Origin of the sequence: Catenovulum sp. 2E275 (genome assembly GCF_025515275.1) — a bacterium.
GTDB lineage: Bacteria > Pseudomonadota > Gammaproteobacteria > Enterobacterales > Alteromonadaceae > Catenovulum.
This window is the reverse complement of record NZ_JAOPFU010000001.1, coordinates 22,629-37,314: the sequence shown is the minus strand read 5'-3', so window position 1 is coordinate 37,314 and position 14,686 is coordinate 22,629. Positions and strand designations below refer to the sequence as shown.

7 protein-coding genes are annotated in these 14,686 nt (G+C 36.9%); 3 read left to right on the top strand and 4 right to left on the bottom strand.

All coding sequences use genetic code 11. The features are described from left to right. Positions 1 to 26 precede the first annotated feature (26 nt). From N7931_RS00130 to N7931_RS00120, 3 genes are all read right to left on the bottom strand, one after another. On the bottom strand, positions 27 to 2,273 hold the full coding sequence (locus tag N7931_RS00130) for a polysaccharide lyase 6 family protein (protein WP_262791210.1): 2,247 nt from the start codon (positions 2,271 to 2,273) through the stop codon (positions 27 to 29). A gap of 159 nt (positions 2,274 to 2,432) precedes the next feature. After that, on the bottom strand, positions 2,433 to 5,348 hold the full coding sequence (locus N7931_RS00125; RefSeq protein ID WP_262791209.1) for a TonB-dependent receptor: 2,916 nt from the start codon (positions 5,346 to 5,348) through the stop codon (positions 2,433 to 2,435). Positions 5,349 to 5,717: 369 nt separating this feature from the next. Beyond that, positions 5,718 to 7,112 carry a polysaccharide lyase family 7 protein gene (locus N7931_RS00120; protein ID WP_262791208.1) on the bottom strand — a complete coding sequence of 465 codons (1,395 nt, stop codon included), beginning with the start codon at positions 7,110 to 7,112 and terminating at the stop codon, positions 5,718 to 5,720. A 223-nt stretch (positions 7,113 to 7,335) separates the two neighbouring features. On the opposite strand from N7931_RS00120, the gene N7931_RS00115 reads away from it, so the two are divergent. After that, on the top strand, positions 7,336 to 8,085 hold the full coding sequence (locus N7931_RS00115) for an SDR family NAD(P)-dependent oxidoreductase (RefSeq protein WP_262791207.1): 750 nt from the start codon (positions 7,336 to 7,338) through the stop codon (positions 8,083 to 8,085). A gap of 234 nt (positions 8,086 to 8,319) precedes the next feature. On the opposite strand, the gene N7931_RS00110 is transcribed toward N7931_RS00115, so the two are convergent. Then, complete coding sequence (locus tag N7931_RS00110) at positions 8,320 to 9,063, bottom strand: FadR/GntR family transcriptional regulator (RefSeq protein ID WP_262791206.1); 744 nt, start codon at positions 9,061 to 9,063, stop codon at positions 8,320 to 8,322. Positions 9,064 to 9,300: 237 nt separating this feature from the next. On the opposite strand from N7931_RS00110, the gene N7931_RS00105 reads away from it, so the two are divergent. After that, positions 9,301 to 12,342 (top strand): TonB-dependent receptor, encoded by a 3,042-nt coding sequence (locus N7931_RS00105; RefSeq protein ID WP_262791205.1) that lies wholly within the window; start codon positions 9,301 to 9,303, stop codon positions 12,340 to 12,342. A 113-nt stretch (positions 12,343 to 12,455) separates the two neighbouring features. Beyond that, on the top strand, positions 12,456 to 14,684 hold the full coding sequence (locus tag N7931_RS00100; protein ID WP_262791204.1) for a polysaccharide lyase 6 family protein: 2,229 nt from the start codon (positions 12,456 to 12,458) through the stop codon (positions 14,682 to 14,684). Positions 14,685 to 14,686 lie beyond the last annotated feature (2 nt).

Sequence of the window (14,686 nt, the reverse complement as noted above, 5' to 3'; positions counted from 1 at the left end):
CGTTAGGTTGATAATGGATTTGGGTATTATTGGTAAGTAATATTTTCAGCTTGATAAGCTTGGCTATTTGCTTGAATTTCGCCAGTATTTTTCATCACCACATTCTTGATAAGTGTGATAGGCTCGCCATTAGTGAGATAAAGGCTTAGAGGGGCACTGTTATGCCAAACCGAGTCTGAAATTTCAAGTTGTTGTACACCATGAAAATATAAAGAGGCTTGAGATCTGTGGGTTGAGCCTTTGCCAACATTAATAAACCGATTATGTTTAACTTTAACCATAGGGCCAAATGTACTTTCATCTTGTCCGCCACGATAAACAGTTGCTATCTCGCCTTTAATATCGGTAAATTTGTTACCGGTAAGGGTTAAATTTTCGACACTATATACGCCTAAATCATCGGTTTCTTTATTTAAAATTAAAACCGAACCAGAGATATTAGTCATTTCAGAGTCAAAAATTTCTATAAAATCAGCAAATGTCCCGGTGGTTGCTTTGAAAAAATCAAAATAACCATTCACATCTAAATTCGTGACTTTGATATTTTTGACAGATAATGAATAGTTAATATTCATAGAATTAGCGCTGGTTCTGATCACATTATTGCCTTTATAATCGGGGGATTGAGCACCGTCAAACCAGAGGTTTTCTACTTCGAGTGCGCCACCGTTCTCAATCACTAAAAAGCTTGGTTTTTGTGAGCGAATAACAGGTTTGTAGCCTTTATTTGCCATAATCGTAATTGGATGGTGGATTTTGGCGAGTTTCGTGAGCAAATATTCAGCCCCATTTTGTAGCACCAAAACATCTCCGGGTTGGCTATTCTCTAAAGCTGTTAACAGGGTGTTTGTTCCAGCAGGGACAGTGATTTTTTGGCCACTTTGAAACTGAATAGGGGACAGTTCTTTAAGGTAGAAATTAGCACCCGTTGCATTTTTTTCAACAGGAAGTTTTATTTCTCCAAAGCCTACCTTGTCTGTTAAAGCATCAATAGGTGCATTTAAACCATACTGATTTTTTGACACTTTGTAGCCCACTTTCTTAAATCCTGAACTAATTTTTTCTGGGACCATCATTTCGTTATTGACTAAATTGCCGGTAAAGTGGATGCCTGAAACGTCATCATACAAGGTAAATGGGGTTAAATTATATTGGCTTAAGATCAGGTTGTTTTTAAATAAGGAGTCTATTGGAGTCGCCGTTCTTTCTGCGTCGCTGCCAGCACCAAAGTTTATATAGTCACTGTCGAGTACAATATTATTTTGCATTACAGCTTCTACTGCTTGGTTATACCGGTTTGGTGATGAGTTTGGTACGCCGTTCATAATCACAAGCGCGCCACGAAAACGGTGACCAGTTAAGCCACTTAAATAATTATTTTTAACGGTTTGATACTCGTTAATAATGCGAATACCGCCTGTATTTGGTTTGCGGTTGCCGATAATATAGTTATTTTCAACTAGGGTATGCATTCCATGACGCATGGTTAATGTTCCCTGACTTTCAAAAATAACATTACCACGATATTCGTTACGGCCAGATTTATTGGAGATGATTTCGTGTTCACCATTTACTCGATCAAAAAAATTGTATCTAACCAAGGTATTTGAATTTGCAGTAGCAAAATGACTCGTCCCAATTCTCAGTGTTTCTCCGCCATTTGCGCCTAAAATTTGGCGAGGACCAAAATAATTGTATTCAATGATATGATGATTATTTTCACTGGCTTTTGAGTTCAGCCTAACTGCGAGTGTGACACCTCGATTTCGTTTATTGATTAAAGTGTTATGATCAAATTGATTATGTTTACCATACATCGCAACCCAAAGGTCGGCTAAATTACGTTGAGGATGGCTAAAGTTATCTATGACAATATTTGTAACGCGACTGTGGTTAGCTAGCTTCTCATCTGAAGTTTTAAACGATATTACTTCTCCGGTTGGAGTATAACCGTCTTTAAATACCAGACCTGAAATAATTAAATGTTCGCCAGATAAGCTTAAATTTGACTGGCCAGTAATAATGACTTTGCCGGGTGTTTGGGCTTTTAGTTGAATGGGTTGCTGCTTGGTACCTTTAGCATCTAAGACAAACTCTACGTCTTTCCAAATACCATTAGCGAGGATGATTTGATCACCTGGTTTTAATGATGATACAGCCTGATTATATTGTTGTATGTTGTTAACCAATTGCGCATAGCTCAGTTGCGGAAACACAACAAGGGCAAAAATTAATGCAATTGGATAAAACCTAAATTTTATGTTTTTCAACATTATTTTATCTCCTGATTCCGGGGGGATATATCGGGCTAAAGCCTATCTATGAACAGATACAATTATGAAAACGGTACTATTTAACATTAAAGTTAAGGGGTAAATTAAAAACCTGAATCTCATAACTGAGAGATTCAGGTTTTTGGATGCTAAAGTAGTTTAAAACTTAGCACGCATACCTACAGTAAAGCGGCGATCTGACTCACTATATTTCCAAGTTGAACCGAGTTCGTTTGAATAAGTGGTTGGTTCACCAGTTAAATTAACTACGTTTGCTAATACAGTGAAATTATCATCAATGTCATAGCTCACTGAAAAGTCAAACTGGCCACGCTCATTTTGGTAATTATTACCTACTGTTGGATCGTAACCATCGGCTTCTGGATCGCCTGAGTTTTTAATACCCAAGCCAAGTGCACCAACAGTTTCAACACGTTTTTCAATTTGTGAATATAAATAGCTATCACGCCAGTTATAAGCTAAACGCGCTTGAAAGCCTTGATTTTCATAATAAATCTGACCATTAAAAGTATGGTTTGAAATATTTAATAAAGGGTTGCCGTCTGGCTGAGAGCTGTCTGCATAAGTGTAGTTAACATTCACCCCTAAACCCGGTAGAAAATCGAGTTGTTGCTGATAAGCTAGCTCTAAACCTGTGACCTCACCGCTACCGCCATTAACATCTTTAGCGATTTGGATACCGGTTAAACCTGCTACTCTTAAATTGTCCACAACACTTTGACCATTAGCGGTTGTTATAGGTTTAGTCACAATTTCAGATTTACTCACACCTGCTTCATCAAGAATACAAACAGTATCCCATTGGGTTGTATTTTGGTTGGTCACTGTGCTTGAGTCTGCTACACAGGTAGTACGGTTTTCAGTAAAAGAAGCTACATCTTTATAGAAAATAGCGGCTGATGCTAAACCACCTTGACCAAAATAATGCTCAAGTGAAAAATCATATTGTGTGACGCGGTAAGGTTCTAAATCGTATGAACCACTACTGCCAGAAGTACGATCATTATTAATGACTAATGAAGGACTTAAGTTATCAAAATCAGCTCGGCGCATTACTTTTGCTGCCGCAAAACGTAATAACGTTTCTTGAGATAAAGTGTAAGTCACGTTTAAACTTGGTAAAAAGTCTGAGTATTCATTACTTCTGGTTTCAAGGGTTTTTTTACCATTTGCATCAACTGAAACTACAATGCTTGAGTCTAATTCGGTTTCGACATATCGTCCGCCGACTACAGCACTAATATCTTCATATTCTAAATGGAATTGGGTGTAAAATGCGTTGGTTTTTTCTTCAATTAACTTATAAGCACTGTTATCTTCATGCATATTGTCGGCTAAACTGCCAGTAATAGCATAACTTGTGCCTTCAAGTATTTGTTTAACTTGAGAGAACGTTTTTTCTATGTCATTACTTAAAATATCAGCATTATAAACATGATATGTTAATAAATCGTTTTGACCAGAAAGTCCATTTTGCTCAAATACATTATCTGGATTGAGGGTGACAAAACTACCACTGATAACCTCATTGTCTACCCAAACAGGACTGGCTATACCATCCACTTTGGCATTTTTATAGGCATCTTTAAGTGTGGTTGAACCATCAAATTTTAAGTCATAGCGATCTGCTGAAAATTCACGATCTGTTGTGCGAACACCTGCTTTAATCTTAGTAACAAAATCTAACCCAAAGTCGCTATATTCAACGTCAAAACGGAAGGCTGTTTCTTGGTTATCTGAAGAAAGCGTTTTATGGAATAGCTCTCTAAAAACCATGTTATCTTCATCTAAAAGGATAGGATCTGCATAAACAATAGATGGAATACCACCACTTTGGGTAATGGTTGCTGTGCTGGTATTATTATTAAGGCTATTATCTGCTAAATAATCATCTCGTTTGATTGGGCGTAAGTTAAACTCAGAAGCCGTTTGCAGTTCTTGTGATTCAGAAGTTGAATATTCCCCAGATAATTTCAAGTTGTTGGTAACATACCATTCACCGCCAATTGCATTGGATGAAGATTCTGATGTAGTAAAATCACTCCAAGTTTTAGGGATCGTAAATACCCCATCTAATTGATAGTTTTGTAGCATACCATTACCGTCATAATACGAACTGGTCATAGGTACAACTGAACCGCCTACATCTAAAATAGAATAAGCTTGTTGGCCACCATCTAGCTCCGAGTTGTTAAAGTCGAGATAAATGTTTGCATCAACATTAGCTGGAGCCCACTGTAGTGAAATACCATACGCAGTTCTTTCACGTTGCTCGGTTTTTTGTTCTGACGTACTTTCTGTTCTCAGTTGGAATTTACCGTTTGGACCGCCAGAAGTATCAATTGTACCATCACCATCTAAGTCAATATCGTCGACCATACTGAATTTATTAAAAAATTCATCACGGCGTAATTCTCGATCTTGATAAGCAAAATTAATGCTGGCACCAAATGTGCCTAGTTCACCTAAATTCCAGTTTCGCCCCATAGCTGCGCTAAGCTTAGGCGCGATATTTTCAGTTTTATCTGCATATTCACCGTCAATTGATAAAGCGATTAAAGGCTCCATTAATTCTAAAGGACGTACGGTTTCCATATTAACCGTACCACCTAAAGCCCCTTCAATCATTTCAGGTGTAGGTGACTTGATAACCTCTACTTTTTTTAAAAAACTGGATGGAAAATCGTCTAAACTAATCCCACCTCTTCCAGGGCCAGCTGTTGAGCGGCCGTTTAACAAAATAAGGTTTTCAGATACACCCCGAATAGTAACCGATTCACCAACCCCGAAATCTGATTTAATTGAAACCCCAGTAATACGTTGCAAAGCTTCTGCAATGTTATTGTCCGGCAGCTTACCAATATCTTCTGCAACAACTGCATCAGAGATGCTAACGTTAAAACGTTTTTGTCTTGCTGATTCCGCCAAGCTACCTGCTATTCCTTTAACTACAATTGTTTCAATGTTTTCTTGCTCTTCTGCGGCATTAGCTGTCATTGAAATTGCTGTTATTGAAAGAAGTGACATAGCTATCTTAGATAGTTTGTATTTCATAATAACCTCTTGTTAGAACTTTTTGTTGCGTGTGTCATACATGTTTTGTTTTTCATGTATGACATAGTGTTTCACAGTAACTTTAATTGGTCAACATTTGGAAATATAAAATATTCATTTTTTTTACATTTTGGTTTGTTTTTTATCCTTTAAAAAATCAAGTCGGAATGTTTTTTATTTTTTCGTATATATTTTATTGTTTTATATTGGTTTTTTTGTGGGTGTTTGATTTGGTATGTTAATTGGTATTACATTTTGTTTGTAATATATAACCTTTTGGTATTATTTTGTGTGTGAATATGAGCTTTATATTAAATAATGGAGTGAGTGATTTCAGGCAAGTCACCGAGCTACTTGCCTGAAAATTTTTTAGTAGTGGTAACCCGTGTGTTGATTATCTAAATAATAAAATGAAACCTGCACATAATCTGTTTCGTCACCGGAGTTATTTTGATTATATGCTCCGGCTTTGAAATACATATACTCATTATTCGCTAAATGATAGCCACTGTTTGAGATGTCGACTGTCTGAATCACATCGGGTTTTCCTGCTCGGCTAATAGTGACAATGAGCTCATGTCCGGATACCTGAATGGTATAACTAAAAACTTCCCCTAATTCGATACCATCTAGGGGGTTATTGGCTATATTTGAGCGGTTGCCTATCATTTCATAATAAATATCATCGCCCCCTAAAGGTTCATGTACTAAATAAATAGAACCTTTTGAATTATTGGGTAATTTTCTGTAATAGAGTCGAGCTGGTTCATCATCTGATGCATGTATTTGACCTATGATAACTCGGCCAATTTGATAATCGTCACCGGTTGTTGTGACGTGATCAATTTTTAAAGTTGCTGTGAGCATGCCATCTATACCACCGTACAAAGGTTTAACAGCTTCGGAATAAGTTGAAAAACCCCAATTATTTTTGCTAATGCCTTGAGTATTTATATTATTTTGTCCGCGACGTAGCATTTCCCTGAGTTCTGAGCGGGTATAACTCGTATTGGTTGAAGTTTTAAATCCATTAATCGGTGCTCTAAATACCATAGCGCCGTCAGTTGCAGTATAAAAATATTCGGGGTGAGTATAATCATTGGCGAGTTCGGTTTCATAAATATGATCTGCTCTGCCGTTATTATCTTGGTCAGTTGGTATGCTAAGACTCCAGTCTAATAAATCGAAATTGCCCGATGGCGCTACTGCCGGATTCAAATTAAACCAAGGGGCTGAGCCTGAGCTATTACATCCATTTACTTTTATTTCTTTAAGACTGGTTTGGATATTTTGTAAGCCTGTTAATTTAATGTATCTAGCATAGTGGGGTGTCAAAATTGTATTTTCAAAACGGTTAGTATTTAAATTAGATGTTTGATTTGTTAGCTGTAAATCCCACTCAGTCTTGTTTAGAGAGGTTAGTATCTCAAAATAATATATGTTCTTATCAGCTAAATACCAGCTTAGATCAATTGAGTGCAATAAGCTGTCTTCACCTAAATCCAGAATTAGTGAGGGGGTTATAGCTGTGCTTGTCCATCTGGAATCGTCTGAAAAATTATTATCAATTGTTAATTTGGCTGGGTATTGCTGTTCGTAAGATATTGAAGTTGCACTGATAATGCGTAAAGGATAAACCTGAGTGCAGTTGGTTATTGCAGGTTGATTTTCTGTTTCTTTAGGGGGGTCGCTTTTTTGTGTGTTACAACCGAATAATATGGGGGTGATTAAAGCACAAAATAACATGTTATTAATTAATTTCATTTCCAACCTTGTGTGATGGTGTGTAAGTCAATTTTTAGTGGAATTTATATTTTTAAGTGGGTTTTGGCAAGGTGGTTATCGAGTTTAATTTTACAATATATTTTGTAACATCTTAAATATATGTTTTATAATGATAATTTCATTTTTTCTCAGTTGTGTAAATATTTTATTGTAAAACATTGGTTTTTGTAGTGTAATACAATCATGTTTTGTGGAGGTTGAAATGAAAAATATGAAAGGTAAAACTGTATTAGTTACTGGCGGTGGCCGAGATATAGGGAAAGCATGTGCAATTGAGTTTGCTAAACGTGGTGCCAATGTTGTATTAACTTATTTATCAAGTGCCGAAGAGGCAAAATTAGCAGAAGCTGAAGTGCGTTCGTATGGGGTTGAGGGACTTGCAATTCAGGCTGATTTAACCCAACAAGAAGAAGTCGATGCAGTGGTCAACCGAGCTATTTCACAGTTTGGAAAAATTGATAGTTTAATTCATGTTTCTGGTGGCTTAATTGACAGAGTAAAAATTAACGAAATGTCAGATGCTCATTGGATTAAAGTGATGGATGTGAATTTAACCTCTCTATTTAGAGTAACCCGAGCATGTATACCGCACATTCCTACGGGTGGTTCTATTGTTACCTTTTCATCTCAAGCTGGGCGAGATGGTGGTGGTGCAGGCGCTGTTGCTTATGCTACAGCAAAAGGGGCAATCATGACATTTACCCGTGGTTTAGCCAAAGAACTTGGCCCGGATATCCGAGTGAATAGTGTGTGTCCAGGTATGATCAATACTGGTTTCCATGATACTTTTACTAACAATGAAGTGCGAATTAAAGTAGCTGGTGCGACTGCTTTAAAACGAGAGGGTAAAGCTGAAGAGGTTGCAAAATTAGCTGCTTTCTTAGCTTCTGATGAATCATCGTATATGACAGGAAATTGCGTTGACATCAATGCAGGGTTACTTTTCTCTTAAAGCATGTAACTTAAGCTCTAATGCTCGTTAAGTTTTTACTCATGCTCTGTGAAGTAGCTAGCGCAGGGCATTTTTCATGTTAAAGCGGTAATTTATAGCTTGACACAGCGGATTTGTTTAGAGGTTATTTGGTGGGTATTTTCCTGTATTTAATAGTCTGAAACTTATTAAATACAGGAAAATAATCCAAACATAGGATATTAGGGTTTAAAGGCTGTTTAAGCCGAACAGGGATTAATTTGCTCGGCCAACAACCACATGGTCTAGTGAATATAAACCGCGAGTTTGAGTTGTTTTCTTTTTAATTTGTTCCAATGCTTTAGCTTCACTGGCATCAAATAGTGCATTAATCAAACGTTGAAAGTGTTTATGCATCGCTGTTCTAGCAGCATTGGTATCACGTTCTTTGAGTGCATTTAATATTTCTCTATGCTCTTCAAGCCTTTTCTGATTGCTTTGACTACAGATTTCTTTATAAGCTTCAACTACTTCTGTTTTTGTTGTTCTCACATTCCACAGGCCTAAAATTGCGTTTAGGATAGCTGTATTTTTAGTCGCTTTAGCAATGATCAAATGAAATTCTTGGTCGGCTTGTTCAACGTCTTTACCAATTTCCATTTGTTCCATTGTTTTATCCAACGCACTTAGCTGTTCATCTGTTATTGACAGAGCGGCTAAAGCTGCTGCTTCTCCTTCAAATAAAGCTCTGGCTTGGGTTAATTCAAAAGCACTGATTTTAGTATCTGTTGATGTTTCTTTCGCTTTGTCTAACACATAAACACCTGAACCGGTTTTTACTTCCACTCTTCCACGTACTTCTAAAGCAATAATTGCTTCTCTGATTGTAGGACGGCTGACATTATAGCATTCAACAAATTCACGCTCAGGTGGCAATCTGGAGCCTGGAGCAAATTCGCCTGAATCGATTCTTGCTTCGATTTTTTCTACTATACTCCAAAACATACGTCTGTTTTTCATTTCATTTCCTAAAATTAAAAAATGGTTTTTAACTTAATATAGTCTATTTTACATATTCTTAGCAATATGTGAATTAATTTGTAATACAAATTGACCTGGATTTATTGTAATACATGGATTTATTATTGTAAGTCATTTTGTTTAAATACTGTTTGACATAATGTTTAACTTTTGGTTAGATTATAGTGTCTGTCATTTTGACGCGCTAAGGCGTTAACAATTTTAAGGCTCAGCACTATGAAAAATATTAACAAAAAAATAAATACACAATTTAACGTTTCGGCTGTTAGTAAATCTATTTCTGCGATTTTACTGCTATCTGCTTTTAACCCGCTTTATGCTCAGCAAGCTAACGATGAAGTTGAAGCAACTGAAACCATACAGGTAACAGGAAATCGAGCAACTATGACTCGCTCTTTAAGCGAAAAGAAAAATACGGTTGCTATTGTAGATGCTATTGCCGCTGCGGATTTTGGCGAACTACCGGGTTTATCTTTATCTGATGTTATTGAAAACATTACCAGTGTTTCTGGTCACCGTGGTAAAGGTAGTGCTTCTGAAATGTCTATTCGTGGATTAGGACCATTTTTAGGGTATGCAACCTTTAACCAGCGTACTGTAACCAGTGCGGGTGACTCAAGAGCGGTTAACTTTAAAAAATTTCCGTCAGAGTTAAGTGATAAAGTGGTTGTTTATAAATCACAACAGGCCGATCTGATTGAAGGTGGTGTTGCAGGTACTATTAATGTTGATCCTTTAAAAGCATTAGATTATGGCAAGCGTCAGGTAATTGCTGAGATTGAGGGAGTTTATAACTCTCATACTGCCCGCCAAGATGATTACAATGGGCTAGGCAGTGAATTAAATTTATCTTATGTTGACCAAATCAGAGACACTCAATTTGGGGATTTTGGTTTCTCATTAGGTTATAAAAGAGCAGATTCTTCTAACCCAGAAGAAAGCGTGTTATCTAGTTCAACCATGTATTCATGTGCAACAAGATTAGCAGATGGCACACCGTTAAACAGAACATCTGGTGATTGTGAAGACGATAGCAATACAAATGTTGACAGAGATAATATCAGTCAGTTTGATCAAGATTCGGTATTTATCACCCCGTCAAGTTACACATTTCGTAATCAAGAAGAAGAAGATGAACGTGAAGCGTTTGTCGGGACGTTGCAATGGCAACCAAATTCAGATTGGGATATTAACCTTGATGTAGAGTATTCAAATAATTTTTATTTTGAAGATAGACACGATTTTATTTTAACCAGTGCTCGCAGATCATTGGATGATCATATTATTGGGGATGATCACTCATTGCAGTACATGACGGGTATTGCTAAGTTAGAAGCTCAGGGTTATTACCGTGAAGAAGATGAAACTTATAATGGTTTAGGTTTGAATGTTGAGCACTATGTAAATGATAAATTAAGAGTTGAACTTGATTTATCTTATTCAAAATCATGGCGTAACCGCACCAGTTGGAAATCCAGAGTGGTCACGGGTGATTACTGGAATTATGCTTTAGATCTAAGTAATAACCGTTTACCAGAGCTGACTTTTTTAGATGAAAATCGAAAAGCTGAAGGCGACGCTGGGTATACTGGTGTAGGAGTGTTTGATCCAACTAGCCCGCAATCTTGGTCAACAGAATATAATAATGGCAAAGCCACACGTAATCGTTATGAGCGTGAAATGGATGAGCGTTTTGACCGTCTTAAAGCCGTTAAATTTGATGCTGAATATGTATTAGATAATGATATTTTTACAAGTGTAAAAGCAGGTGTTCGTTATTCAGAAGAGTCTTTGTATTCAGATAATGATACAGATCGAGCTATTAACCCTGTTACCGGCGAAGATACCGCAGAATATCAAGTAGATGATACTGTGCTTGGTAATTTGTTAATTGAAAACTGTTTTAAGGATTGGTCTAACCCTGAGTGGATGTCTAGTGAGGATGGTAAAGCATTATCCGGTAACTCTGATCTAGGAATTGCGGCAAACCAGTGGGCTCAATTTGACGGCCGATGCGGTTTTGCAAATATTTCTCAGCAAGGTGAGTTACAAGCAGACGGCACATATTCTTTTGTTGACATCAAACCGTACACTGATCGCAGAAGTGCTGGTGATGATTTAATTGATGAAAACATTTTAGCACTTTATGCCATGGGGAATATTTATACTAATCTGTTTGGTTATGATGTGACCGGTAATATTGGCGTTCGCGTGGTAGAAACCCAGATTGAATCAACTGGTTATGCTGGTGCTTATGAAATCACTTCAACAGTACAGGATGACGGTACAACTAATTATAAAATTCAGGCAATTGAAGGCGAAATCGATGTTTACACACGTGAAAATAAATCGGTTCGTGTATTACCGAGTGCTAATTTATCTTTCCATTTAGATAATGATGTGATGTTAAGGTTTGCTGCTTATAAAGCTTTGTCTCGTCCTAATCTTCAAGATTTAGGTGCCGGGCGTATTATCTCAACCAGTGATGATAATGATATTACCGATCCTACTGATTTGATAAATCGAGTTGATGGTGATAATCCATATATGGATCCTCTGATGTCAACTAATGCTGATATTTCACTTGAATGGTATCCCTCACAAGATATGTATTTATCGGGTGCGTTTTATTTTAAAAAGTTTGCTGCAAATTTCCGTTCTGTTCAGTTAGATGAAACATTAACAATAGATGGGCAAGAAATTGCAACTATAGTTAACTCGAGTGCATATACTAGCGATCCAGCTTATTTAAGAGGGATTGAGTTGTCTTACCAACATAATTTCGCATTTTTACCTGAGCCGTTTGATGGATTAGGCACTAAGTTATCTTATAACTATGCAAGTTCGTCGTTTGAAAATGAGGATGGTGCGTTTGGTGATGCATATAATGCTGAGGGCGAATTAACTCAAGAGGGTTATGATTTTATTGAACCTGCAAACGTATTTGGTTTTTCTAAAAATGTTTTTTCAGGCTCGGTATACTGGGATATTGGGGATTTTGAATTTAGAGTATTGTATAAATCTCGTTCAAAATATTTCCAACCTAACTCTGGTGCTACCGCAAATCGCTATGTTGAACCGTTTGAATATGTTGATGCAACTGCTAAATATAAGATCAGTAAAAATTATTCTGTGTCGTTTAAAGCACAAAATGTGTTAGACGAAGCTCAGTATATGACACGCGGGACTCAGACTACACCTACATTAATTTCTAGTTCTGGTCCTAAATATTTCCTAAGCTTTAAAGCTAAGTTTTAAGCGGTTGTTGGCAATGCTCCGCCATTAGGCATTGCCAACGAGTCTCTTGGAGCGCACTAATACCTACTTTTAAGTGCGCTCCTTTTTTAAGCTTAAAATGATGAGGGGTTAATATGAAAATGCGTCAACTACTGCTAAGTAGTTTATTATGTTTGATAAGTAGTGTTGGTTTTTCAGCTGAATATAAAGTGGTTAATCAGGTTGAATATCAAGCGGTTGCTAAAAAATTATTGCCAGGTGATACGATAATTTTAGCAGATGGTGTATGGCATGATTTTGAAATTGTATTTAAAGGCAAGGGTACTAAGGATAAGCCGATTACTTTAACAGCTCAAACCAAAGGTAAAGTGATTCTAAGTGGACAATCTAACTTGCGTTTGGCCGGAGAGTATTTGGTAGTTTCAGGCTTAATTTTTAAAAATGGTTATACACCCAGCAGTGCGGTTATTGCCTTTAAATATAATGATCAAGAACTGGCAAATCATAGCCGAGTTAGCGAGGTTGTGATTGATGAATATAGTAACCCAGATAGGTTTGAATCTGATTATTGGGTTGCACTTTATGGTAAACATAATCGTTTTGACCACTCCTTTTTACGGGGTAAAAGAAATAAAGGTGTGACCATAGCTGTTCGGCTCAACACTGAGGCAAGCCAGCATAACCACCATTTGATTGATCATAATTATTTTGGTCCGCGCCCTACATTTGGTTCTAACGGTGGTGAAACTTTGCGCATTGGAACCAGTCATTATTCATTAACAGATTCACTTACTCGGGTTGAGCACAATTATTTTGATAGATGCGACGGTGAAGTTGAAATTATTTCAGTTAAATCAGGTAAAAATCAAATTAGCCATAATGTATTTTATCAATCACGTGGCACATTAACGTTACGTCATGGCAATGGTAATGTTATTGAGAATAATGTGTTTTTGGGGAATGGTGTTGAGCATACTGGCGGTATTCGGGTAATTAACCGGGATCAGGTTATTCGCAATAACTATTTGTCAGGGCTAACGGGATATCGTTTTGGTAGTGGTTTTACCGTGATGAATGGGGTACCTGACTCTCCGATTAATCGTTATCATCAAGTTGTTAATGCGGTGATTGAAAATAATACCCTCATTAATGTCGATAATATTTACCTGGGGGCAGGTTCTGATAGTGAAAGAACATCTACCCCTAAGAATTCAAGTTTTAAAAATAACTTGATTTATAATCAAAATAAGGCATCTCCATTTACTATTTTGGATGATATTAGCGGCATTGAATTCTCCAATAACTTAGCCAACTTTAAGGCAGATTTTAGCCAAAAAGCACTAAGTTATACTAATTTAGATTTACAGCAAGATACTAATGGATTGCTTACTCTAGCCAATACTCAAGTTGGTGCTAACTTGAGTAAGATATTAACTAAAACGGATACCGGTCCTGCTTGGTATAGCAAAGCTGATCTAGCCATTGAATTTGACACGGGTAAGGTGATCAGTATTGCTCCGGGTGACGGTGTGTTAGCTGAGGCTTTAGCACATGCAAATTCAGGCGATATTATTGAACTAGCCGCTGGGGAGTATATTGCGCATAAAATTTTAGCGGTGAATAAAACCATTAGCTTTAAAGCTGCGCCGAATGCACAGGTCTTAATTTTACCTGAGCGTAGTAGTTTATTTGAAATACAAAATTCAGGTTCGTTAAAGCTAGATGGTGTGCACTTAAGTGGACGTTTAAGCCCTGATTCTAGTGGTAATGTCTTGATTAGAACACAGAAGTGGGGAATGTATAAAAACTATCAGTTTGTTATGAGTAACAGCAAGGTAACTGATTTAAATGTTAATCACTCATTCCATTTTTTTGATGCCGGTGCTCGCAGTTTTGCTGACTTAATTTCAATTGAAAATAGTCAATTTAGAGATATTAGCGGAGATTTATTGCGTTTAAATCAAGAAACTGATGATCAAGGCATTTATAACGCTGAGTATGTTGTAATCAACAATAATCAGTTTGCTCAAGTACAAGGTGCATTGCTTGATTTATATCGAGGTGGTACTGATGAAAGTACATTTGGCCCGCATTTAGAAATGAAAAACAATACCTTATCACAAGTTGGTTTAGGTAAAAGAAATAAATTGAAATCTGCGGTACATTTGCATGGTGTACAACATACGTTGATGGAATATAACCAATTTAAACACAGTGCTCTAGTGAAAGTAGAGCATACCGTAGGCGATCCCAAAACTTTGATCCGTCATAACGTTTTTAGTAATACAGCTAGACCTGAAGTGGTTGAGTTAATATTTGACCAAAAACCAACAGCTATATTCCATCAAAATGTATTTAAATAATG